Source organism: Polyangiaceae bacterium (assembly GCA_020633235.1).
Lineage (GTDB): Bacteria > Myxococcota_A > Polyangia > Polyangiales > Polyangiaceae > JACKEA01.
Map to the genome: position 1 here is coordinate 590,606 of JACKEA010000006.1, position 23,309 is coordinate 613,914.

22 protein-coding genes are annotated in these 23,309 nt (G+C 68.5%); 11 read left to right on the forward strand and 11 right to left on the reverse strand.

Going from position 1 to position 23,309, the window contains the following annotated elements; all coding sequences use genetic code 11:
* Positions 1-87 precede the first annotated feature (87 nt).
* From H6717_32370 to H6717_32380, 3 genes are all read right to left on the reverse strand, one after another.
* Positions 88-1,218, reverse strand: coding sequence for a hypothetical protein (locus H6717_32370; protein ID MCB9581772.1), 1,131 nt, complete (start codon positions 1,216-1,218; stop codon positions 88-90).
* 129 nt (positions 1,219-1,347) lie between these two features.
* Positions 1,348-1,821 carry a hypothetical protein gene (locus H6717_32375; protein ID MCB9581773.1) on the reverse strand — a complete coding sequence of 158 codons (474 nt, stop codon included), beginning with the start codon at positions 1,819-1,821 and terminating at the stop codon, positions 1,348-1,350.
* Between the two features lie 5 nt (positions 1,822-1,826).
* Positions 1,827-2,024, reverse strand: a complete 198-nt coding sequence (locus tag H6717_32380) for a hypothetical protein (protein ID MCB9581774.1) — start codon at positions 2,022-2,024, stop codon at positions 1,827-1,829.
* Positions 2,025-2,364: 340 nt separating this feature from the next.
* Between H6717_32380 and H6717_32385 the strand changes: the two genes are divergently transcribed.
* The 3 genes from H6717_32385 to H6717_32395 all read left to right on the forward strand — a co-directional run bounded on the left by H6717_32385 (position 2,365) and on the right by H6717_32395 (position 4,561).
* Positions 2,365-2,856 carry a hypothetical protein gene (locus H6717_32385; protein MCB9581775.1) on the forward strand — a complete coding sequence of 164 codons (492 nt, stop codon included), beginning with the start codon at positions 2,365-2,367 and terminating at the stop codon, positions 2,854-2,856.
* A 21-nt stretch (positions 2,857-2,877) separates the two neighbouring features.
* A complete protein-coding gene (locus H6717_32390; protein MCB9581776.1) occupies positions 2,878-3,981 on the forward strand; it encodes a collagen-like protein in 1,104 nt (367 codons plus the stop codon).
* 73 nt (positions 3,982-4,054) lie between these two features.
* A complete protein-coding gene (locus H6717_32395; GenBank protein ID MCB9581777.1) occupies positions 4,055-4,561 on the forward strand; it encodes a hypothetical protein in 507 nt (168 codons plus the stop codon).
* A 6-nt stretch (positions 4,562-4,567) separates the two neighbouring features.
* Here the strand turns inward: H6717_32395 and H6717_32400 are convergent, their stop codons facing one another.
* Both H6717_32400 and H6717_32405 read right to left on the reverse strand, forming a co-directional pair.
* The gene (locus H6717_32400) at positions 4,568-5,251 is read right to left on the reverse strand and encodes a hypothetical protein (protein MCB9581778.1); all 684 of its coding nucleotides are present in this window, start codon (positions 5,249-5,251) and stop codon (positions 4,568-4,570) included.
* A gap of 43 nt (positions 5,252-5,294) precedes the next feature.
* Positions 5,295-6,266, reverse strand: a complete 972-nt coding sequence (locus H6717_32405; protein MCB9581779.1) for a hypothetical protein — start codon at positions 6,264-6,266, stop codon at positions 5,295-5,297.
* Between the two features lie 161 nt (positions 6,267-6,427).
* Here H6717_32405 and H6717_32410 point away from each other — a divergent pair, with 161 nt between their 5' ends.
* From H6717_32410 to H6717_32425, 4 genes are all read left to right on the forward strand, one after another.
* A complete protein-coding gene (locus tag H6717_32410) occupies positions 6,428-7,882 on the forward strand; it encodes a hypothetical protein (GenBank protein MCB9581780.1) in 1,455 nt (484 codons plus the stop codon).
* A gap of 132 nt (positions 7,883-8,014) precedes the next feature.
* A complete protein-coding gene (locus H6717_32415) occupies positions 8,015-9,070 on the forward strand; it encodes a heparin lyase I family protein (GenBank protein MCB9581781.1) in 1,056 nt (351 codons plus the stop codon).
* Positions 9,071-9,155: 85 nt separating this feature from the next.
* Positions 9,156-14,426 (forward strand): excinuclease ABC subunit UvrA, encoded by a 5,271-nt coding sequence (gene uvrA / locus H6717_32420; GenBank protein MCB9581782.1) that lies wholly within the window; start codon positions 9,156-9,158, stop codon positions 14,424-14,426.
* A complete protein-coding gene (locus H6717_32425; protein MCB9581783.1) occupies positions 14,426-15,277 on the forward strand; it encodes a hypothetical protein in 852 nt (283 codons plus the stop codon). The genes uvrA and H6717_32425 overlap by 1 nt, the downstream gene beginning before the upstream one ends.
* Here H6717_32425 and H6717_32430 read toward each other — a convergent pair.
* Complete coding sequence (locus tag H6717_32430; protein ID MCB9581784.1) at positions 15,237-16,334, reverse strand: hypothetical protein; 1,098 nt, start codon at positions 16,332-16,334, stop codon at positions 15,237-15,239. The genes H6717_32425 and H6717_32430 overlap by 41 nt on opposite strands.
* The gene (locus H6717_32435) at positions 16,331-16,888 is read right to left on the reverse strand and encodes a hypothetical protein (GenBank protein ID MCB9581785.1); all 558 of its coding nucleotides are present in this window, start codon (positions 16,886-16,888) and stop codon (positions 16,331-16,333) included. The genes H6717_32430 and H6717_32435 overlap by 4 nt, the downstream gene beginning before the upstream one ends.
* A gap of 422 nt (positions 16,889-17,310) precedes the next feature.
* Between H6717_32435 and H6717_32440 the strand changes: the two genes are divergently transcribed.
* The 4 genes from H6717_32440 to H6717_32455 all read left to right on the forward strand — a co-directional run bounded on the left by H6717_32440 (position 17,311) and on the right by H6717_32455 (position 20,587).
* Positions 17,311-17,664, forward strand: a complete 354-nt coding sequence (locus H6717_32440) for a hypothetical protein (protein MCB9581786.1) — start codon at positions 17,311-17,313, stop codon at positions 17,662-17,664.
* On the forward strand, positions 17,661-18,488 hold the full coding sequence (locus H6717_32445) for a TatD family hydrolase (GenBank protein MCB9581787.1): 828 nt from the start codon (positions 17,661-17,663) through the stop codon (positions 18,486-18,488). Before H6717_32440 ends, H6717_32445 begins: the two co-directional genes overlap by 4 nt.
* Positions 18,489-18,508: 20 nt before the next feature.
* Positions 18,509-19,468: a hypothetical protein gene (locus tag H6717_32450; GenBank protein MCB9581788.1), complete on the forward strand. Its 960-nt coding sequence runs from the start codon at positions 18,509-18,511 to the stop codon at positions 19,466-19,468.
* Positions 19,469-19,591: 123 nt separating this feature from the next.
* Positions 19,592-20,587 (forward strand): hypothetical protein, encoded by a 996-nt coding sequence (locus H6717_32455; GenBank protein MCB9581789.1) that lies wholly within the window; start codon positions 19,592-19,594, stop codon positions 20,585-20,587.
* A 43-nt stretch (positions 20,588-20,630) separates the two neighbouring features.
* Here H6717_32455 and H6717_32460 read toward each other — a convergent pair whose 3' ends face one another.
* From H6717_32460 to H6717_32475, 4 genes are read right to left on the reverse strand one after another with little or no spacing between them, the layout of a single operon-like run.
* Entirely contained in the window at positions 20,631-21,908 is a 1,278-nt protein-coding gene (locus tag H6717_32460) for a glycoside hydrolase family 18 protein (GenBank protein ID MCB9581790.1), read from the reverse strand.
* 46 nt (positions 21,909-21,954) lie between these two features.
* Complete coding sequence (locus H6717_32465; protein MCB9581791.1) at positions 21,955-22,497, reverse strand: hypothetical protein; 543 nt, start codon at positions 22,495-22,497, stop codon at positions 21,955-21,957.
* On the reverse strand, positions 22,488-22,832 hold the full coding sequence (locus H6717_32470; GenBank protein MCB9581792.1) for a hypothetical protein: 345 nt from the start codon (positions 22,830-22,832) through the stop codon (positions 22,488-22,490). Before H6717_32470 ends, H6717_32465 begins: the two co-directional genes overlap by 10 nt.
* A 38-nt stretch (positions 22,833-22,870) precedes the next feature.
* Complete coding sequence (locus H6717_32475) at positions 22,871-23,296, reverse strand: hypothetical protein (GenBank protein ID MCB9581793.1); 426 nt, start codon at positions 23,294-23,296, stop codon at positions 22,871-22,873.
* Positions 23,297-23,309: the final 13 nt, after the last annotated feature.

Here is a 23,309-nt window from a genome sequence, read left to right on the forward strand (position 1 = left end):
CCTCCGTCTGCCGCCACTGGTGGACCGGTTTTGGTTGGTGGCGAAGCGCGAGCTCGACCAGTGAAGGGCGCCGCCGCAAGCGATCTGTCAGTGATGAACCCAGTCGGCATCGCCGGCGAGGATCTTCGCGTCGTCGCCATCGAGCCAAGCCTGTGCGGCGGCGTCCCCGCTCACCCTCGCATCCAAGAACGCGTACACCGACGAGCGCAGAGCGCGTGACAAACGAGAGAGACGCTCGTCGGAGGAGCTCTGGTCCTCCAGATTGAACGTAGGGTGGCTGCCGACGCCGGGTGGCAGGTGAGAGTACAAGAGCCAACGTGAGCCATCGGCCGGTTGTTTCTCGAAGGCGATGCGCCGGTCGGCTCCCGTGAGCTCGGGCTTGCTCGGCTTGATGTCGTTGTCCCCCGTCAGCATCAGTACCGGGCCGCGCATGTTCTGCCAGGTGTTGCTGGTGCCATCGTCGAAGAAGCCGGCGTAGCCCGGTCCCATCGGGCTGAGCGCCACGGCTGCAACGGGAAGCGAATGCGTCATGGTCATCGCTGGCGCAGACGGCGACGGAAGGAACACGGCGCCGTGGGTGACGACCGGTGCTCGCGAGCCCGCGGACCAACCGGCGACGACCACGCGGGTCAAGTCGATGGCGGGACCACCGGCCTTCACGCTGGCGTCGGAGAGACTCGGCAACGCATCCAAGACGGTGATCACGTCTCGTGTCTTGACCAATGCGACCAGACCCGTCGCGTCTTCGTCGCCGCCGCTCGTGCCGCATTCCGCCGGCGGTACCTTGCCGAGATCGCAGAACGCCTGGGCGCTCTCGGCCGTGAGCGGAATGTGGGCGATGTGGATCACTGCGTAGCCGTGATGGGCCAAGGCTTCTCCCCATTCGACCGAGTTCTGGTGCCCCGCCGCGTTGAAGCCACCGCCGTGGGACCACACCACGACGGGGAAGGGGCCGGGGCCGTCGGGAACTCGCGCCAGGAGGGGCAGCTCGCGTCCAGTCAGGGCATCCGTGACGCTCAACCCCTGACGCACGGTGAACGAGAGCCCGCGGCTCGGGTACTCGCAGGCATCCACGTTCGTCGAGCTGCACGCCGACGCGCCCGCAGATCCACCGCTACCACTCGCGTTGCCATCGTCGCTACCACCGCACCCGCCGAGGGTCAGCAGGGTGACCAAGCGCAAAGCGTTCCACCGCGCGCCCAACCACACACTTCCCATCATCGCATCTTACGTCGGCCACCGCGACCGAGCCAACTGCAGGCTTCCGTGCGTGCGGAGGACAGCTGCTTCTCGTCGCGTCGGGGGCGAGCAGGGGCTGCTACTGACGAGCAGTGAGCCGATGCCAGGTCAGGCGTCGAGGTTCAGAAGCACCTGCCGAGCCAAGCGCCTGCCTTTCGGGTCCCTTCGGCGACGGGGCTTCCGTTTCTTGGAACTGCTGGCAGGAGGTGGCGGCGCGGGGGCGTGGCGCGTTGCGCCCACTTCTGCGCCGCAATGCGTGCAGCTCTTCGGGTAGTGCCCGGTGACGACGGACCAGTACGACGCCTGCGCCGGACCCCGCGCGATGTCACGAAAGCAGAACGGGCACTTCGCGTGGGTCACCAGCGGTAGTGCCATCACTACCAGCATGGGATACACGACCAGGAACGCGAACAAGTTCAGGGTGCTTCCCTGGTACAGGGCCGCGGCGACGGCGAGATACACGGTCCGGCGTACGCAGGTGTAGACCAGGCATCCTTTTCGGTATCGGCGCCAAGCGTCGGGGGAAACAGCGCCGGTTTCTACGGCGTCGATCACAGCGGCGGTTCGATAGGGACTGCTCATGGGACTCACCTCGAGGAAGCGTCACGCGGGACGCGGGCCTGCCAGATCTCGGCTTGGGACTGCGTGAGCCCGGCCCCGCGATGGTCGACACCCGGTGCCGGGGAGGCCGCGCCGGTGGAAGACACCTGCAACCCGGCTGCGGGGTTGAGCATCTGACCGGTGGTGTGGATGTGATCCATCGCTGCGCGATCGCGGTCGGTCATGGCCCGCCCCTGGGCCAGTTCGACATCCAACGCGTAGGTGACGGCGAGGACCTTCCTGCGCGGCGCTGGGTTCGGCGGCTCCCGCGGTTCGGCGTTCCGTGCGCATGGCGGACTACTCGACGAAGCCGTCGTTGGGTTGCGGTGTTTCGTGCCGTGCGGAGCGCGAGGTTCCGCGGCGGACCAACATCCAGATGCCAAATGAGCGTTTGTCGGTTGGCTCGCCGCAAAACCTCCCGCTTCGCCCCCGCGGGTCGAAGAAGTTCGGTATTGCCTCTGCTGGCAATGCGGGATAGGGCCTGTGACGCTCGGCAGTTTGTACCGAGCGCAGAGGAGGTTCGTCTTGATGGCTAGGCATGCAGCGGGGTTTGTCGTCCTGCTGGCAGCCGTTTCCCTGACCGCGGCCACGGGCTGCGGTTCCGACTCGTCGTCTGCCCCGGGAGGTGGCGGCAAGGCCGGAACCGGCGGCACGGACGGCGGGCTCGGCGGATCCGCGGGAAGCGGTGGATCTGGAGGGATCGGCGGTGCAGCGGGAAGCGGCGGTGCGGCCGGAAGCGGCGGTGCGGCCGGAGGCGGCGGTGCGGCCGGAAGCGGCGGCGCGGCCGGAAGTGGCGGCGCGGCCGGAAGTGGCGGCGCGGCCGGAAGTGGCGGCGCGGCCGGAAGTGGCGGCATGAACGCGGGTCACTCCGGGATGGCGATGCTGTCCGGAGGAACCGTGATGAGCAGCACCAACTACAAGCTGGTCCTGTCCACCGGACAGAGCCCCGGCGGCAACGGCGTGATGACGTCGACGAGCTATCGCCTGCAGGGCGGCATCGTCGGCGCGACCCAGTGATCTTCAGAGGGACGGAACAACATGGCACGTAGATTTGGAATTCTCGGTATCTCGGCCGCTGCGGCGGCGATCCTGGCAGCCTCCACCGCTTCGTCGGCGGTGCCTTCCACGCTCACCCAGCAGGGGCGCTTGTTCGATAGCGGCGGCTCGCCGGCGACCGGAGCAGTGTCCATCACGTTCGCGGTGTACGACGCGGCAACCAACGGCACGGCGCTGTGGACGGAGACCCAGAACGTCACCTTGGACGAAGGCTATTTCTCGGCGCGTCTCGGCGAGACCACGGCCATCCCGTCCACCGTGTTCGACGGTTCGACGCGCTACCTTGGCGTCACCGTGGGCACGGATCCGGAGATGACCCCGCGGCAGTCCCTCGTCAGCGTTCCCTACGCGCTGATGGCGAACAACGCCGTGGGCGACATCACGCCCACGAGCGTGACCGTGAACGGCACCCAGGTGATCGACTCCAGTGGCAATTGGGTCGGCCCCGCGGGTTCCTTGGCAGGTCCGACCGGTCCGACCGGCCCTCAAGGTCCCACCGGTCCGGACGGCGCGACGGGCGCGCAAGGTCCGCAGGGCACGCCGGGTGCCCAAGGTCCTGCCGGTCCTCAGGGTCCCGCCGGACCGCAAGGTCCCATCGGCCCGACGGGCCCCACGGGCCCAAGCTGGACGGTGGGCGCCGGGCTCACCCTCGCGGCGAACAACCTGTCCGTGGCCACCAATGGCATCACCAGCGCGATGATCGCGAACAACACCATCGTGGACGCGGACATCTCCGGCGTGAACTACAACAAGGTCGGCCTGCAGGCGGCGTGCCCTGGCGGTTACTCAATGGTCGGCGGCACCAACGGCAACACGTGCTGGTCGGGCTGGCGTTCGCCCGCGACCTATCCGAACGCCGCACGCGACTGCTTCGACGAAGGCACACACGTCTGCAGTTACGAGGAATTCTACCATGCGTGGCAAGGTGGGACGAATCCCGCCTTTCTCTCGAACGACTGGATCGGGAACATCGTCGGAGACGACGCGGTCTTGTGTGTCAACAACACGACGACGGTGACCAACTTCGAGGGCACCTGCGCCAAGAACGACAGTCATTGGTATCGTTGCTGCACGGGTCGTCGCTGAGCTTCGCGTCGGCTGAGAGCGCGCGGCGAGTCCTTGCTGGATTCGCCGCGCATGCGTTCGTACGGTGCTCATGATGGCTGGTTCAGAGTCCACTTCGCCGCTGCTGATGGTCGCGACCGCTTCGGGCGTGCTCGCCTGCGCGGGCGTCGTGTGGCTCGCGTTTCGCGTCTCGGCGCTGGAGGAGCGCAAGCTCGAGCCCACCATTGTCGCAGCCGCGTCCGTAGTTCCCACGCCGCTCCCAGTGGTGTCCGCCGTGGCCGCGCCAGTCCCAACGGTCGCGCCCGCGCCGCCGGCGCCCCTCGACCCCGCCAGCGTGAAGAAGGACTGGGAACAGAGCGTGGGCGCGCGGGCGGCGGCGATCTGTTACACGGATGCGGCGGATGCCCCGACGCTCACCGTGGCGCTGCGCATCGGAGCGCAGGGCAACGTGCTCGCGGCGGTCGCCACGCCGGACAGCATGAAGCGCGCGCCCAAGCTGGCAACGTGCGTGGCAGGAGTGCTGAGCAGCGTGCAGCTCTCGGCGCCGGGCAAGCTGGTGCAGGGCACGGTCGAGCTCGCGCCGCCGAAGAAGACGCGCTGAAGCACCTCAGCGCGGCGGCCAGGTGGAGCGGACGATCACCCGGGTCCAAGTCGCCGGCTCGAACAAGGGCTCGCCCGGACTGATCCCGAAGCGAAAGTCCTTGGTCTGGAGCTCGTAGTACCGCTTGCGAGGGGCGTTGCCGCGATAGCCGCGCGGCTTCAGGGCCATGGCCAGCTGGGAGCACGCTTCTTCGAAAGAGCCACCCGGAACCAACAGCACGACGCTTTCGTCGCCTGCGACACAGAGGTAACCCTTGTCCGGACCGAGCGCCGCCTCCAGATCGCGGTAGCGCTCGCCGAGCTGCGCCGCGGGGATCGCACAGCTCGCCCGGACGCTGAGCTCGACGCTGGTGCCGTTGGAATCAGCAAAGCTACCGCTTATCACGGTCCCTTGCTTTCGATAGCTCCAACGGAAGCTTCCTTGGGCGGCGTCCACGCCGATCTTCGTGTAGCCCTTCGCTTCCAAGGCCTGGCTGTAGAGCGCCGTCACGTCGGGTGGAGCTCCCTTCTGCGCCACAGCGAGCACCGTGTCGCTCGATCGATCACACACCGCGGCCTTGCCCAGGGGAAAGCCCTCTTCGGCCCAGATCCCGCTGGGCTTCTTGCCGTGGGAGCACGCCTCGGGCGGGCTCCAACAGGCCGTGAGAAGTGCGCTGAGGGCGAAACAGGGCCAAAGGCTCCAGGGACGCATGGGACGAGTCTGTGCCCGTCGCTCCTTACATGGGTCTTACTTGTCAGAGTCCGCGCACCCAGCGTTGCCAGGCGGGATGGGCCTCTTCAGGGGACATGCCTACCACTGCTGCGAAGGCCGAGCGGCCCGTGGGATCCGTGGCGAAGTCGTCGCGGAAGCGGTGATAGAAGGGCCAGAGCTTGCCCTGCGCGTCGAGCCATTGGCACAAGTAGCGCGCCATGGCGTAGTGGAGATCTTCTCTTGCGCCGCGGAACGTCGCGTCGCTCATTCCGAACAGAGCGGGAAGCTGCGCTGCGTCCCGTTCCTTCGGGGAGCGCCAGGCGTTGATCAAGCGCGGGTGGCGCCAGTTCTTGCCGCCGTGGATTTCGCCCGCCCGAGGGAGAGAGAAGCGCTCGAAGAGTGAAGCGATGCCTTCGTCGATCCAGTCCGGAGCTTCGGGGAAGTCCGCCTCCACCAGGGGGTGCACGAGCTCGTGGGTGAGGGTGCCAATGCCGGGTGCGACGTTCATGACGATGGCGCGCTCGGTCGGAAGATAGAAGCCGTAGGGCGTGTGGCAGGGCTCGTTCCAGTGGCGCAGGCACCAGGCGCGATAGCCCGTGGCGTCGGGGTACAGGAGCACGCTGATGGCCTTCTTGGGTGGCGTATCGAAGCGGCCGTTGAAGTAGGCGTCCAGGGCGCGATTCGTGACGGACACGGCGCCGGCCAGGGCGCCGCGCCGCGGGGTGACCAGCAAGAACACACCGTGCGCGACTTCCGTGTGGACGTCTGGGCCGAGCTCCTCTCGGACGCCTTGGCGGCGCGCGTTCAAATCTGCCGCGAGATCGTAGGGGAGGGGCGTCACCGCGGGGGGCGCAGCGGCGTGGTCCGCTGCGGACGAAGGAGGAGCGGCAATGGGGTCTGCGACGGACGAACGTAGAGCGACAATGGGATGGTCCGCGACGGGATCCCGCGTCGGGCTGCAGGCCGCGACAGCGAGGGTGAGCGTGGTGCAGGAGAGGGTCCGAAGAGTGCGCACGCAGGTACGTCGTTCGAGCGAGCCAGTTCGTGACACGGACCGCGCCCGCCGGGCGTCGATGCGCTGTGCCATTGGCACAATCGAGATCCGGCTGTCTGGATCGCGCGGTGGCCGCAAGCCGGAAATCCACGCTGGCACGCTAGCTGCTTGGCGCAGCCCGCATGCGACCCGTGGTGATCGGATTCGGGCTGCTCGCGCTGGTGGCGGGCTGTGGGAGCACGTCTGCAGACGCTGGACCTGCTGCGGGGGGCGCGGCGGGAGCGGCAGGGTACGGTGGCGCCGCCGGCGCAGCGGGGGCGGGCGGCGCAGCAGGCATGGGTGGTGGCGCGGGCGCAGCGGGTAGCGCGGGAGCGTCGCCGACCGACGACACGCTTTGGGCTCACCGCGGCGACGGGTCGGGGGGCGTTCGTGCCGTGACCGCCGGAGGTGGCGGTCGCGTCGTGGTGGTCGGCGCGTTCGAAGGCAGCATCGACTTTGGTGCCGGTGTCATGACCAGCGCTGGAGGCAACGACATGTTCGTGGCGAGCTTCGACGCGCAAGGCAACTGCGTGTGGAGCCGACGATTCGGCGGCTCAAAGGACGACGCCGCCAACGTCGTAGCCATGGACGAGACCGGCATCGTGTACGTTTCCGGCGCCTTCCAGGAGACGATGAGCGTCGGCGATGCAGCGGTACTGACCGGCGCGGGTTCGTACGACGTTCCACTGATCGTGCTCGATGGCGACGGCAAGGTGCTGCGCGCTGAACGCTACGGTGGCCCTGGTGGCGACATTGCCTTCGGGATCGACGTCCGCGACGGCGTCGTCGCGCTGATCGGCGAGAGCGGCGGCCCGATCAGCTTCGGGGGCGCGACGTTGAGCGGCGTCGAGTCGAGCTTCGTGGCCGCTCATACCACTGCCGGCGCCCACGTCTTCAGCCGTATGTTCGACGAGCTGTCCGTGGAGTCCGTCGCGATCGACCCGACGGGCCACATCGCCATCGGGGGCTCGTTCAACGATCCGACGGATCTGGGGACCGGTCCCATGACGCCGGTGGCGAGCACCGACGGATTCGTCGCTCGATTGAAGCCGACGGGGGAGACGCTCTTCGCGCATCGCATCGGCGACGGCAGTACCGTGTTCGGCTACTCGGTCGCGACGGGGCCGACCTCCGACATCGTGTTCGCCGGAATGGCTCAGAGCCAGGGGAAGCCCGAGTCCTTCGTGCAGCTCGAGCGCGTCACGTCGGAGGGCAAGGTGGTGTGGAACAAGAAGCTGGGTGCCGCCGACTACGCGGCGGCCAATTCCGTCGCCGTCGATGCCGCCGACAATGTCATCATCGGCGGGTTGGTTCGCGATGGCGTGGTCGATCTCGGCTGCGGTCCGCACACGGTGGTCGCCGACCCCGAAAGCTCCTATGCCGGCGACGTACTGGTCGCGAAGCTCGACCCAGCGGGTACGTGCGTGTGGAGCAAGGTCTTCGGGCCTGCCGGCATGCAGTTCGCCGCGGGGGTCGCCATCGACGACCTGAACCGCGTCAGTGTCGGAGGTTACTTCCAACAGAGTATCGACTTCGGGCAAGGGCCCATGGTGGCGACTCACCCCGCGGAGCCGTTCCTGGCGACCTTCGCGCCGTGAAGGCGGTTCCGCGGCGGACCGACGTAAGCTGGCCCAGCAGGTGTTTCCGGGCGAGGGCGCAAGGCGTAGTCTATGTAGCGCGGCAAGGCCGCATCTGGGATTCGGGAGCTCCCATCGGGAAGGAGATCCGAGATGAAGCGGCTGTTCGCATCGTTGCTCACGGGTACCGTTCTCCTCGCAGCACCAACTGCATTGGCCGACGTCTTCTACAAGGTCGACTTCGAGAACGGCGACACCAAGGCCGTCGTTGGCAACTCCAGCCAGGAGCTGATCGACGGCACGATTGACGCGGTCGCCAACCCCCATCCGGATGCGAACAATGGCTCCGCCATGGTCGGGCGGTTTCGCGTTCCGCTGAGCGCGAGCAAAGTGCGTGCGGAGCTGTCGAGCCAACGCCTGCCGACCGACGGCCAAACCTATCGCTACCGGTGGTCGTACTACATACCCAACGACTTCTTCGACGGAGCGACCATCGACTGGCTGGTCAACTCGCAGTGGAAGACGTGGCCCTGCGAAGTCTGCAATGCGACCTACGACCCGGCCATTTGCGGCGGTTGCGCCGGTATCTTCGACGACCTCCGGGTGACGGACGGCCAGTGGTGGGATTTCTGGTGGAGAGCCGAGCCGGACTGCAACGAGCATTCCGAGGCCGTCGCGCTGGGGCAGTGGGTTCGCTTCGAAATGCTGGTCTACTGGACCACCGGGTCGGATGGATACGTGCGGCTGTGGCGGGATGGGAAGTCGAGCAAGTCTTTGGACGGCATTCGCACGTTGTTCACGTCTTTCGAGAAGGGCACGTGCGACATGTACTGGGCCGTCGGACTGTACGCACACTGGTCCGGGACCAAGAACGACCTGGAGATGTTCGTCGACGACATCGAGATTTCCGATGAGACTGCGCCGCCCGATGGCGGCGTGGCGGACGCGGGAACGTCGAAGGACGGTGGCGCGCCCCTCGTGGATGGTGGCGGCGGAACTTCGGGCAGCGGCGTCGACGCGAGCAGTGGCGGCAGTAGCGCGAACGGTGGAACGGGCGGAAGCAAGCCCACTGAGGACGACTCGGGGTGCTCGTGCGGCGTCGGGCCGCGGCCCCGAGCGCCCACGGGGAATTGGCCAGTGGCGGCGTTGGTGTTGCTGCTCGCTTCCGGTCGCTGGGTCGGGCGCACGCGACGTTCCCGCGTGGAGTGAGGTTCCGCGGCGGACCGACATAATCGGTAGGAATCCGGCACTTCCGTTTGGGCGCGGGGGCGCCATGCTATGAGCCGCCCTCTTCATGCTGCCCACGCGTCTCGAAGGTGCCCGGACTCACAATCTCGCCGGTGTGGATCTCACGCTGCGGCCGGGCGAGCTGGTGGTGGTCACCGGCGTGAGCGGCGCGGGCAAGAGCAGCCTCGCGATGGACACGCTGTATGCCGAGGGGCAGCGGCGCTTCGTGGAGAGCTTCAGTCCGTACGCGCGGCAGTTCCTGGAACGGCTGGAGCGGCCGCCGATGGAGCGGCTCGATCCGGTGCCCGCGGGCATCGCCGTGGATCGTCGGGCGCCGGTGAAGAGCTCGCGGTCCACCGTCGCGACGATGGCGGATCTGGAGCCGTATCTCTCGGCGCTGTTCACGCGGGAAGCCGCGGCGGTGTGCCCAGTGCACGGGGCGGAAGCCGTGGGCATGGACGTGGAGAGCGCCGTGGGGCGCGCCCTCGATGGCGCCGGTGGTCAGCGCGCGGTGCTGAGCTATCCGTTGCGCATCCAGGACGCCGAGCAGTACTTGGAGGTGCGCGAGGCGCTGGCCAAGGACGGCTACCGGCGGCTGTGGCTCGGGGGAGAGGCGCGGGAGATCGACGGCGTGAAGCCCAGCGAGGCCATCGCTCACGGAGCGGAGGTGGTGCTCGACCGGGTGACGATGAGCGCGCGCGAGAAGTCGCGCATTGGTGCGGCCATCGAGAGCGCGTGGCAGCGCGGTCACGGTATCGCCAACGTACATGCGAACGGGACCGCCCTCATGTTGCGTCAGGGGCTCTCCTGTCCGGAGTGCGCGCGGCCGCTGGATCCGCCGCGAGCGGGGCTCTTTTCCTATCAGTCGCCGCTGGGGGCGTGCGCGGAATGCCGAGGTTTCGGGCGCACCATCGGCGTGGACCTGGGCAAGGTGATTCCGGACGGCGACAAGACCTTGAAGGGTCGTGCGATTCGTCCGTGGGCGGGCAAGAGCACCACCTGGGAACGCGCGGAGCTCGCCAAGATGTGTCGCCGCAACGGCGTGCCGATGGACGTGCCTTGGCGGCAGCTGTCCCCCGAGCACAAGGGCCTGGTGCTCCACGGCGATGGGGACTGGCACGACGGCTTGTTCCCCGGAGTGATGGGCTGGTTCTCATGGCTGGAGACGCGCACCTACAAGATGCACGTGCGCGTGCTGCTCTCGCGCTACCGTTCCTATGACGAGTGCAAGGCGTGCGCTGGTCGGCGACTGAACGAGCGTGCGCTCTCCTACCACGTGGGGGGCATCAACCTGGCGGAGTGGCATGGGCTGGAGGTTGGTGCGGCGCGACAACGACTCGGCGCCCTCACCACGCGCACGGGGCAAGGTGAGATCGCGCGACGGGAGCTCGAGAGCCGGCTCACGTATCTGTCGCGCGTGGGGCTCGGCTACCTGACGCTGGATCGCCAAGCGCGCACGCTCTCCGGTGGCGAAGCGCAGCGGGTGACGCTGACGGCGGCGCTCGGAACCTCGCTGCACAACGCGCTGTTCGTGCTGGACGAGCCCACCGTGGGGCTGCACCCGGCGGACGTGGCGCCGCTCACCCAGATCTTGTCGGAGCTCGCGGAGCGCGACAACGCAGTGCTGGTGGTGGAGCACGACCCTGCCGTGATCCGCGCGGCGGATCGCGTGGTCGAGATGGGGCCCGGCGCGGGGAGCGAGGGTGGTCGGGTCACCGCGGACGGCAGCGTGGAGGAAGTGAAACGCTCCGGGGGCGCGACGTCGCGGGCATTGAGTGGCCACCTCGCGCGGAAGAAAGCGCCGCGCCTGGCGCGGGGCGAGATCGTGGTGCGCGGCGCGCGCGAGAACAATCTTCGCGGCGCGGACGTGACCCTGCCGCTCGGCGTGGTGTGCGCCATCACCGGCCCCAGCGGCTCGGGCAAGAGCACGCTGGCGGTGGACATCGTGTACCGCGCGCTGGCACGGGCGCGTGGCGCCTTCGACGTGGAGGCGCCGGGCGCGCACGACGGCATCGACGGCGCCAAGGCCGTGCGCCGCGTGGCGCTCGTGGATCAAGCGCCGTTGGGGCGGACCTCGCGCGGCAACGCCGGGACGTACACCAAGGCCTGGGACGCGATCCGCAGTCTGTTCGCCAAGGAACCGGAGGCGCAGGCGCGAGGTCTCGCGGCGTCGAGCTTCTCCTTCAACGTGGAAGGCGGGCGCTGTGACGCGTGCTCGGGCGAGGGCTACGAGACCGTCGAGATGCAGTTCTTGGCGGACGTGCGGCTGGTGTGCCCGGTGTGCCAGGGGCGGCGCTTCAAGGAGAGCGTGCTCGGCGTGCGCCATCGTGGCCTGAGCATCGCCGAGGTGTTGGACGCGACGGTGGACACCATCTTGCAGGTGTTCGCCACGGTGCCGGCCATTTTGCGAGCGCTCGGCCCGGTGAAGAAGCTCGGTCTCGGCTACTTGCGGCTGGGGCAGCCGCTCTCCACGCTGTCCGGCGGAGAAGCGCAGCGGCTGAAGCTCGCGCGCGCGTTGGGAGACGATCACGAGGGGTCGCTCTTGGTGCTGGACGAACCGAGCGCCGGGCTCCACGCCGACGAAGTGGGGCACGTGCTCGACGCGCTGGACGTGATCGTGGACGGCGGTGGCAGTGTGATCGTGGTGGAGCACGACCTGGACGTGATCCGGAACGCGGACTACGTCGTCGATCTGGGGCCCGCCGCAGGTGTCAGCGGCGGCGAGGTGGTAGCGACGGGAACGCCAGCGGAAGTCGCGCGGGCGAACACGCTGACGGGACAGGCCCTGGCGCACCGGCCACGCCTGCGCGGCAAGAGCAGGAAGCGCGCGAGCGCGACGGCACCGGCGCTCTCGGTGGAGCGCGCTCGCGAGCACAACCTGCGCGACGTGAGCGTGTCGGTGCCGCACCAGGCGCTCACCGTCGTGACCGGGCCCAGCGGCTCCGGCAAGAGCACGCTGGCCTTCGACGTGGTGTTCGCCGAGGGGCAGCGGCGTTTCCTCGAGACCCTCACGCCCTATGCGCGGCAGTTCCTGCCCACCATGCCACGACCCGACGTGGACGCCGTCACCGGCGTGCCGCCGTCCATTGCCTTGGAGCAACGGACGGCGCGGGCCGGCGCGAAGTCCACGGTGGCGACCGTGACGGAAGTGGCCCACTACCTCCGGCTGCTGTTCGCCAAGGTCGGCACTCCGCACTGCCCGGATCACGACGCGCCCATCGCGACCGCGAGCTCGAGCTCGTTGTTTGACGTCATCCGCAGCGAGCGCACGGCCTATTCGCTGATGGCTCCGGTGGTGCGCGCCCGCAAGGGCCTGTACCTGGACGTGTTCACCGCGGCCGCGCGCGACGGCATCGACCGCGCCTTGTGTGACGGCGAGTGGGTGAGCACCGACGACCCGCCACGCTTGGCGCGGAACAAGGAGCACACCATCGATCTGCTGGTGGCCGAGGTGCCCCGGGGCGGACGCCTGGACGACGCGGCGTTTCAGCGCGCGCTGTCTTGGGGCGACGGCGCGGTGAAGCTTCGCACCGCCCGCGGCAAGGAGAAGCTCCTGTCCACCAAGAGCGCGTGCCCCGAGTGCGGGCTGTCGGTTCCTGAGCTCGATCCGCGATGGTTCTCCTTCAACACGCAGCAAGGGCGCTGCGAGCGGTGCGAGGGAGAAGGTGTCTTGGTCACGGAGAAACGGCGCGGCCGCGGCAAGAAGGCCGAGACCGTGACGGAAACACGGGTGTGCCCGGACTGCGGTGGGTCGCGCCTTTCGCCGGTGCCGCGGGCGGTGCGCGTGCATGGCGAGCGCTATCACGAGGTGACGGCGCGCTCCGTGCGCAGCGTGCTGAACGCCGTGAACAAGTGGCGTTTCCGCGGCGGGGCCGCGAAGATCGCCGAGCCCGTGGTGGCGGAGCTCCGGCGGCGCTTGTCGTTCTTGTGCGACGTGGGTCTCGACTACCTGTCCTTGGATCGCGCGGCGCGCACGCTCTCGGGCGGCGAGATGCAGCGCCTACGGCTCGCGGCACAGCTGGGCGCCGGGCTCACGGGAGCGCTGTACGTGCTGGACGAGCCCACCATCGGGTTGCACCCGCGGGACACCGGGCGGCTGATCGAGAACCTGCGCAGCCTGGTGGGCATCGGTTCCACGGTGGTGGTGGTGGAGCACGATGCCGACACCATTCGCGCCGCGGACCATTTGATCGATCTCGGTCCCGGCGGCGGCACCCACGGAGGGCAAGTGGTCGCGGCGGGCGCGCCCGCCAAGGTGCTCTCCACCGCGAAGTCACCGACGGGCAAGGCGCTGTCGGCGCCGCCGGATCTGCGCGCGTGCCTGGCGGTTGCCAAGAGCACGCCGCGGCTCACGCTCAGGGCGGCCAGCGAGCACAACTTGAAAGACGTGGACCTGGCGCTGCCCCTCGGACGCTTCAACGTGGTGGCCGGCGTCAGTGGCTCCGGCAAGAGCACGCTGGTCCGGCAGGTGCTGTTGCCGGCGTTGCGCAAGGAGCTCGGCCTCGCCGCGGAGCCGGCGGGTGCGCATCGCGGTCTTGCCGGAGCCAAGGCGCTGGTGCGGGCGGTGGCCGTGGATCAGTCCCCCATCGGGCGTACGCCGCGCTCGGTGCCCGCCACCTTCCTCGGCATCTGGGACACGATTCGCAAGCTGTTCGCGGCCACGCCGGAGGCGCAGGTGGCCGGCTTCGGTCCTGCGCGCTTCTCCTTCAACACGCCCCATGGTGGCCGCTGTCCGGCCTGCGACGGACAGGGCGTGACCACGCACGAGATGAGCTTCTTGCCGGACGTGGTCACACCGTGCCCCGCGTGTGACGGCAAGCGCTTCGAGCCGCGCACGCTGGAGATCCAGTACTTGGGTCATAGCATTGGAGACGTGTTGGACCTCACGGCGGAGCAAGCCGCCGAGGTGTTCGAGAATCACTCGAACATCGCGGCGCCGCTGCGCACCTTGGTGGACCTCGGTGCCGGCTACATCCACTTGGGCCAGGGCTCCCACACGCTGTCGGGAGGCGAAGCGCAGCGCCTCAAGCTGGCCGCCGAGCTCACCGCCACCGTGCGCCACCAGGCCACGCTCTACGTGCTGGACGAGCCCACCACGGGGTTGCACCTGGCGGACGTCTCGAAGCTCGTCCACGTGCTGTCCCGTCTGGTCGAGCGCGGTGACACGTTGGTGGTCATCGAGCATCACCCCGTGGTGATCGCCGGGGCGGACTGGCTGGTGGAGCTCGGTCCCGACGGCGGCGAGCGTGGCGGGCGGATCGTTGCGCAGGGTTCTCCCGCGGCGGTCGCCAAGAAACGAACGCCCACGGCTCAGGTGTTGCGAGATATCCTCCCGTGATGGAGCACGAACGGGTGCGCCTGCACCTCGAGGGTGCAGTGCGCGCCGTCACCAGCGCCTCTACCCCGACGCTCGACGACGCCACCCGCGCGCGCAGGCAGCGGCTCTTGGTGCATCTGCGCGACTACATCGACGCCGGCCGCTACCCGATCAACGACGTGCTGGACGAGCCCACGCCCATTTTCGTCGACGCGCGCGGGGCGCGCTGCGCGGTCGCAGCCCTGTTGGAGGCAACGGGAGAGCACGAGCTGGTGCAGCACGTCGCCCGAACGCAGAACCTCGCGCGGGTGCGGGAGCTTTGCGTCCTCGGGGAGTGGCTCGCGCACCACGGTCTCACCGTGGACGAGGCGGCGCGCATCCAGCCGGCGTATCAGGCTCATCTGGAGCCGGACTGGCGTCCCACGGTGGCCGCCATCGCGGGCGCACAGGTGGGGCGCACCGAAGACATCGGCTGGGAGACCGTCGTGGCGGCCGGAGTCCGCGCGGGCCTTCGCCGGAACGTCCACGGAAACGACGACAGGGGGAACTCCCAGTACGGCAGTTGGGCGCTCATGGGGGAGTACGCTCGCGAGGCGGTGATCGAGCGGGGCGCCGCGCACCGGCTGTCCGTGGTGCTGCAGTGGGAGCCGATCGGCAACATGGACGATGCCCAGTGGTATCTCCTCGGCGGTCCCGTCTGGTCCCTGGATGGGGACGACGAGCCCGGGAGCGGTTTCGGCGCGCAGCTCGGCGTCGGTTTCAGCTTTCGTCGCCGCGCGCTGCCACTTCTGATCGAGCTCAATGGGGTCAGCGAGCGTCAGGCCGGTTTCGTCACGGCGCGTGCTGGTCTTCAGCTCGGCGCCGTGTGGTGAGCCGCAGGGCGAGCCACACACCCCCAGCGGCGCCGCCACCCGCGCCCAGCAGCAGGTCGAGGGTTCCCACGGGATCGTCGATGGAGCCCACCCGGAGCAGGAGCTTGCCCATGCCGAACAGGGCTATCCCGCTGATGGCGCCGACGCAGAGCCCGAGCCACACAGCGGCGAAGCGGCCTCCGACGCCCGCGAAGGTGCTCGGGGTTTCCGCGGGGCGTGCGGCCGCGGCGCTGCGTTCGTATTCCGCTTCTCGCTCCGGGGTACGGGGCGGCAGCTCGAGGGCGTCGCGAAGCTCTGCCGCGGCCCGCAGGTGCACCGCGTGCCCCGCGTAGGCGCCCAGCACGGGCACCTTGGTGCCGCGCTGGGTCACGACAGCGAGTCGACCGAAGGTCTTCGGGGGCTCGTGGCGGTGTTGGAAGAACGTGCGACGGGTCGACCACTCGATGACCACGTCGTTCACGTCGCGCGGTAGCGGGGTCTCACCCGAAGCCAGCCGGATCCCGAGCAGCCGTCGTCGCCAGCGCAGGCCTTCGCCGGACACCTCGACGCGAAGCGTGCCGCTGCCTTTCGCGGCCCACAGCAGCGCAGCCAGCGCGAGCAGAAGCGCGACGGCGCCCGCCGCGGCCGGCCAGCGCTCGTTGTCCTGGCGCACCATCCACCGTGAGTCGGCGTTGGCCACGTGCTCCTTGATGCTCCGTGCGACGTACCGCGCCTCACCCACGCTGGTGCTGCTCAGCAGGAAGGGCTGGCCGTTCACGTCGAGGCGAACCTGGCCGCGGACGCCGTTCTTCGATCGGATCTCGGTGGCCTGCGCCCCATGCAGCTGGCTCAGAGGGAATGCGCGCGAACGTGACCTGACCAGTGTCGTTCGCTGGTAGACGCAGGTCGTGTCCTCGCAACGGAGCTCGCCGTGGTCCAACCCCATGACCACGAACAGCGCGCCAACCAGCACCAGCGGCGCCGCCAGCGCGAGCAGGAGGCGCGGGACGGGAAACGGCCCATAGTCGAAGCCGGCCTCGGGGCTGGGGGCGGCCGGACGTCGATACGGTGCGCTCACCGCCCACGACCCAGATCGAACGGATACTTCAGCGTGAGCATGCCGCCGAACGCCGGGACTTGCCGCGTTCCGTCCCCGACGTGGATCACGGGCGCTTCCGCGTGGAAGCCTGCGGAGAGGATGCCGATGGACACGAAGACGGCACCCGTGACGTCGAAGGCGTCGGCGTGGTCTTGGACGAAGGCGCGCTGCGCCATCCCGAGCTGGCAGCCGAGCAGCGACCAAGTGGCTTGCCCGCCGAGGGCCCAGCGCAGGTGCGGGTCCCTCTCCTCGTGCTGCAGGTCGAGGCCACCGACCTGCAGCTGCGTGTAGGCGCCGAACCCCCAAAGGGAATCGGTGCGTCCGCTCGCGGGCGGAAAGTGATGCACGCTGATCTCCAACCCCTCGTCCAAGAAGGTGGTTTCGCTCGACGCCAGCAGCTGCGCGCTCAGCCCGACGGGCAAGAACCAATGGTCGGCGTAGGGGGCGGCATCGAACAACGCCGCCGCTCCGCCATGCGCTGCGGCAGGCGCCGCCCCGAGCAGGACCGCCAGGGCGATCAGCACACGTTTCACGGGACCACGCTACGTCATCCACTGCTCGCCAGCCATCCGCCTTGACCGGGGCAACGCATGGGTTATGATCGGCGTGTCTTTGCAAATGGGGTGACAGGCTTCTTCAAGACCTTCTGAATTCTTTCGTACTCGTTCCCGGCGTGCCGCGCTCCGCGCGAGAGACCCGGGTTCCCGCATCCTTCTGGCTCGCGGCAGGCGCGTCCTGTCGCTGCGAAGGTGCGTGCTGCGGGGTGGTAGGAGTGGCTCCTACGCCGGGATAGCCTCCCGGAGAAGCTCGTTCGATTCGAGCCCCCGCTACTCGAGTCAGCGTCGTGCCCGGGCACCACCCCGAGGTGACGCTGGCATTCGACAACCCCACCGAACTCGCGGCTTCGAGACGAAGTCGCATGGCTCAACTTTATGAAATTACGAGGAAATTAGTCATGGAAACCATCATCGACGTGGCGCGCCTGCGCTGCGAGATCGCCGAGCTCGCTCGGCAGTCGAAAGACCTCAAGGCACGCTTGCGGCGCACCTGGACCGAGCCGATGGCGAGCGCACAAGTCGAGCTCTCGAAGATCCGTCGGCGAGCCACACAGCGCCACGTGCTGTTGGCGTGGACCCGCGGACGTTTGCACATCAAGCGTCCTCCACGCGACGGCTACGTGCCGGACCGCAACGCTTGCTACGTTCATCTTGCCGAGTCGAACCTGTGGGTGCAGTGCGAGTTCTCCCCCGAGCGCTATCGCGACTTGATCGTCGGCGAGCTCGCTCGTAGCTACGCGGAGGCTTCATGAGCCACACTCTGATCGACATCGGCGTCAACCTGGTACACCGGCGCTTTGCGCCGGATCGGGAGGCCGTGCTGCGACGCGCCCAGGCGGCCGGCGTAGCCGCGATGATCGTTACCGGCACGCGGGTCGCGGAGAGCCGAGCCGCGCTGCGCCTGGCCCGCGCCCACCCGGGAGTGCTGTGGTGCACCGCCGGAATTCATCCGCACTCTGCCCGGGAGCTCGACGACGAATCCATGTCTCAGCTGCGCGAGCTGGCGACCGATTCGCCGGTGGTCGCCATTGGCGAGTGTGGGCTCGACTACGACCGGGACTTCTCGCCGCGACCGCTTCAGCGCGCGTGCTTCGAACGGCAACTGGACCTGGCGGCGGAGCTGAACCTGCCGGTGTTCCTTCACGAGCGGAAGGCCCACGCGGACTTCCAAGCCATCCTGCGGGAGCACCGTCCCCAGCTGGCGGGCGTGGTCGTGCACTGCTTCACCGGCTCCCGCGCCGAGCTCGAAAGCTACCTCGAGCTCGATTGCCACGTGGGTCTCACGGGTTGGGTCACGGACGCGCGGCGTGCCGGGCCGGTGCGGGAGGCGATGGCCACGCTCCCCCGTGATCGCGTGATGCTCGAGACCGACGCGCCCTTCCTGCTGCCGAAGACGGCACCGCGTTCCTCGGGTCGCAACGAGCCGTCGCACCTGCCGCTGGTCCTCGAGGCCGTCGCCGAGCTCATGGAGCTCGACAGCCACACCCTGGCGTCCCTGGCCACGAGCAACACCGAGCGCTTCTTCGGCCTGCGAGTCGGCCAGCTCACTGCTGCCTCTCATGCTCGATCCCCGTGAACGAAGTACACTGCCGACCGATGCGCCTCCTGTTCCTCTCCCTGCTCGCCCTCGGTCTCTTGTCCGCCTGTTCCGACGACAACACCGTGACCCCACCAAAGACGACGCTGGACTCGGGAACCGGCGGCAGCGCCGGCTCCGACGCCGGTGACGCGGCTGCCAGCTGCGGAACGGACGAGACTTGCGTGCCTTTCGCCCCGGGGGACTGGTTGGGTCCGTTTGCCGTGTGGACTGGCGCTGCCGGGGACGACCCACCCAGCTGTCCCTCCGCCCTCCCCACGGAAGAGCTCACTGCGCAGGCCGAGCCCGTCGGCGCCGACGCGTGCAAGTGCAACTGCACCACCAGCGGTCTCGGTTGCCCGGACACGGTCACCATCCAGGGCTACCCCGATCTCGCGTGCTCGAGCACCACGTGTACGCCCTTCACCGTCGGCACGTCTTGCGTGGATCTTTCGAACAATTGCGGCACCATCGCCGCCGCGCAGATCGATCCCGTGCAGCCGACCGGCTCCTGCGCCAGCGGCAGCGTGGGCCTCGCGGAGCCCAAGTGGAACAAGCAGGTACGCGCCTGCTCGGGCGGCATCTGCGAGGGTGGCGCTTGTATCGCGGCCGACGTGGACTTCGCGAAGACCTGCATCTTCAAGTCCGGCGACGAGCAGTGCCCTTCCGGCACGACGTTCACCGAGCGCGAGCTGTACTACCAGGGCGCCGACGACACGCGCGCGTGCCCCGAAACGACCTGCCCGTGCAGCCTCGATGGCACCTGCGGTTACGTCGATCTGTTCTCTGACACCGCCTGCAGCGTGCCCATCACCGGCGCGTCCGCCAGCCTTTCGCTCTCCGCTTGCTACGCCAACGTGAAGAGCGGGCACTTCGCGACCGCCAACGCGCTGGCCTGCGTTCCCAGCGCCGCGGCGGGCAAGCCGAGCGGCAGCCTCACGCCCACGGGTCCCGTCACCGTGTGCTGCCAAGCGCAGTGAGACGGGACTGTCCCCGGACCAACAAGATCTCGAATCTGGATGTTGGCCCGCCGCGGAACCACGTGTCGCAGACGCAATGTCGCTGCGCGTGGACTCGCTGTGCGGCTCGTGTACCCTCGTCTCATGGTACGCGCAGCGCTCGTGGGGCTCGGGATCATCGTCGTCGCGCTCGCTGGATGTGGCGACGATTCGACGGCCGGGCAAGCTGACGCAGGTTCCGGCGGCACGTCGGCTTCCGGTGGTACGTCGGGTTCCGGCGGCACGTCGGCTTCCGGTGGCACGTCGGGTTCCGGTGGCGCGTCGGGCGCGGGAGGCAGCACGGGTTTCGGCGGGAGCTCCGGTGCCGGAGGCACGTCCGGCGCCGGCGGAGCATCGGGTCTCGATTTCCCCGGCAGCGCCGCCGTGTCGACCACGATGCGCTTCCAGTTCTTGGATCCCCAGACCCACGGCTTGCCCATCTGGGGGCCTGCAGGCCAAGGCGCGACCTACGTCTGGCGTGCCTACCCGCGACAGCAGCCGGGCTACTACACGACGTTCTTCTGGGGAACCACGGGCAACTTCACCTGGGGCGGCTACACGTACTACGGCTTTCATCCCTATCCACAAAAGGACGGGACCGTGCACCGTTGGGAAATCGCGGGCGACAACGGCGGGGATTTCCTCGGCGACGACGTGATCTACGATCGCTGGTTCACGCAAGTCGCTCGCGTGTGGGCCGACGGCAGCGGCAAGCACATGGAGTTCTATTGGGACTGGCCGGACCAGAGCAAGCTGCTCGCGCACACGGCGGGCACGAGCTACGGCAACGGCGATCCGCCCGCCCCCGCGCTCACTTGGGGAGACGCGCCCTGGCCGTCGTCCACGGGGATCTACGGACCCTCCGGAGAGGGCAACGAGGTGTACGACGGCATCTTGCGGGGCATTCAGATCTACAGCGACAAGCTCTCGCTCGCGGACGTCCAATCCGAGATCGACTCCCCCGTGTCCACGGCGGCCGGCAAAGCCAGCATCTGGTACTTGAACATCGACCCGACCCCAACGGACATCTCGGACAAGAGCGGGCAAGGGCACGATCCCGAGTGGGTCGGAGCGGAGCGGCCTTCCCTGTACCAGGAATGAAGGCCTTGGATTTGGCTGTTGGCCCGCCGCGGAACCACGCGTGTCACAGCAAGTTGTCGTGGATGGCGGTGAGCAGCGGGCTTTGCTGTCCAGCCGGGGCGTTCGGCACATAGCCCTCGGTGATCTCCCACTGGATCACGCCCCCGAGGCCCTGGTCCTTCACGTACTTGGCCTTCTCGGCGATGGACTGCTCGTCGTCGTAGGAGATGTACGAGCAACCCTCGGGACCCTTGCCGCCGGAAAACGATAGGTACGGCACCTTCGCGAAGTCGTCCCACTTGCGGTCGCTCGCGGCGTAGTAGCTCCCGAGGATGTGGGCATAGCTCATGGTGCCGTCGTCCGCGGCGATGGTCGATCCGGAGAGAGCCTGTACGGGTGCGGTGACTGGCGGCGTGTAGCACAGACCGTAGAAGCCGATGCCGATGCCGAGCTTCGCCTTGGGAACACCGGCCGTGACGTACGCCTGCACCGAAGAATCGATCGACGTCGGCGTGGCGCTGTCCTGGCTGTAGAGCGGGCTCGAGTGCCAGCTCTTCCAGCCTTGCCAAGGGCCGGCCATGCCGTAGCTCATGATGTCGAGCTGATCGTACTGGGCCGCGATCGCCGCGTAGCCGCTGAGATCTTCCGGCAGATTGGTGTTGATGATGCCAATGGGGATCGTCATCAGCGCGCCCGCGTGCGCGGCCTTCACGGAGCTCGCGATCTCCGCGACCATCGCTTGGTCCGCGGCCTCGAGCGGCTCCCAGTCGATGTCGATGCCGTCGTAGCCGTCCTGCTCGATGAGCTTCACCAGGTTGGCGATGAACGCGCTCTTCGCGCTACTGGCCGTGGCGGCCAGGAAATCCGGTCGCGAGTCCGCCCCGCCGATGGACGCGATGGCCTTCACTCCGTGAGCGTGCGCCGCTTGCACGATGTCCTCTGCGAGGGTGGCGCTACCGCTCAGCAAGCTGAGCCCACCGCTCGCGCTCGGCGTGTAGAACGACACCGCGATCTGCGTGAGCCCCGACCACTCGATGGCCGAGACCGGATACTGACTCTCCTGCCAGCTCGCGTAGTACCCGAGCGACCACTTGCCGCTCGGCGCGCCCCCGCTGCCGCCCGCCCCAGCACTGCCGCCCGTTCCCGCGCTGCCGCCGCTGCCCGCAGCGCCGCTCGCACCGCCGATACCGCCGCTGCCCCCGCTCTCTCCCCCGGACCCACCACTGCCGCCCCCTGACGTCGCACCCTGTCCGCCCGAGCCGCCGCCGTCGGAACCACCGCCACAACCCGTGAGCACGACGGCACATACGACCACGAAGCCCGGCAGCGAGAGGGTACGCATGCCCACCAGGGTACGCCTACACCTGTGACGTCACCAGCGGGCGTGCTCAGAACCGATACGCCGCTCGCAAGCTCGGCCCCCACACTGGCTGCGGATACAGATCTGCGTTCAGCCACAGCTCGACGTCGAGGGCGCTCGCGTAGCTGTGAAAGACTCGCGCTCCGCCCAGCACCGCCAGCTCCAGACCGCCCCCACCGATGGATCCGGGCTTCGTCTTGCGCTTGAACCACAGCCCACCGATGCCCGGGGCCACACCGAGGAACAGCGGACCGATCGCGAAGTCGGCCCGATAGCGGAGCGCCACGCCGCCGCTGGTCAAGCCCGCGGCGGTCCGCCCGACGAAGCCCTGACCGCACAAGAAATCCCCGCCGCGCTCGGTCCAGTGTCCGCCGCACAGTTCGAACTCCATCCCGTACACCGGGATGTCGTAGATGCGTCGATACGTTGCCCCGACGTCCAGCAGCATCGCGCCTTGATCAGGCTGCGGTTCCGCGTCCAGCTCTTGATAGCGGGTCAGGGCTGCTTCTTCGTCGAAGTCGGGTGCGGCCAGCACCAAGGGCAGCGCGAGCGCCAAAGCCACTACGGGCACAGCGGGGCTCCCGCGTCCGAGCGCCAAGCGCTCGCATCACACATCCCCAGCGCTTCGATCTCGCTACAAGATAGCTTGCGAATGCACTTGCTCTGGACGACGTCCAGCGCCGGCGTCTGCCCTGCGCAACCCTCCTCATAGGTGCAGCTGATGGCGCCGTGCAGAGCGCCGCAGCAATCCTCGAGGTGCGCATACGCCTCCTCGCACTGAAGCTCCGACTCGCGAAAGCCGCTGCTCACGCTCACGCTGCCGCCGACCAACACGGAAATCGCGAACGGGCCCAGTACACCCCGCGCCCATCGCCAGCGTCTCTTGCTCTCCTGATTCGTTCTCATGTCGGTCCGCCGCGATCCCGTCGCGTTCCGCTGGCGCCTCATCGGCAGTACAATCCCGGCGCGGCGTCCGGCTGCGTCAGGGCCAACGTGAGCGCGTCGCTACAGCGCACTTGGTCGTCGTGACTCAGGGTCGTTTCCGCTTGCACGCCGCCGTACCCCGAGTGGGTCCAACCCTCCGCCTCGAGATCGGCGCTTCCGGAAAGCACCGTGAGGTACAGCCGGCCATCGGGCCCTACCAAGCAGACGTCGTACAGCCCGGAGCTCTGGGGCGGCGGATCCCGAAAGCACACGTCTGCCAGCGGCTGTGACGGTCCCATGGTGGCGGCTTGCAGGTCGATGGGGCACGCGCCCACCTGGGTGCACGCTCCCGCGTCGTCACCTCCGCCCGTCGGCGCGGCCGCGTTGCTCGCGCACGCGCACACCATCAGCAGTCCTGCGATCGCCGCGTCACGACCCGTCCCCATGCTCCAAACGTAG